Below are 261 nucleotides of genomic sequence, written 5' to 3'. Positions count from 1 at the left end.
ACACGGCAACGAACGGCGGCGGTACGTATTTCGACGGTTCCGACGATGTCGCCCTGACGGACACGACCTTCACACACAACACAGCAGCACAGGACGGCGGCGGTGTGGTATTCTCCTCATCCGAAGGCGCCAGACTGACGGACACGACCTTCACGAACAACACGGCAGTTTATGGTGGCGGCGGTGCGTTCTTCATCCGTTCCACCGGTGCCGCCCTGACGAACACGACCTTTGCGAACAACACGGCAACGAACGGCGGCG

The 261-nt window shown here is 61.3% G+C and carries 1 protein-coding gene; it reads left to right on the top strand.

The annotated features are described in order from the left end of the window. The coding region (locus tag BP869_RS03090; RefSeq protein WP_342676786.1) for a right-handed parallel beta-helix repeat-containing protein at window positions 1-261 on the top strand (261 nt) is incomplete at both ends.

The organism is Methanofollis sp. UBA420 (assembly GCF_002498315.1).
GTDB lineage: Archaea > Halobacteriota > Methanomicrobia > Methanomicrobiales > Methanofollaceae > Methanofollis.
This window is presented reverse-complemented; position numbering and strand designations above follow the sequence as displayed.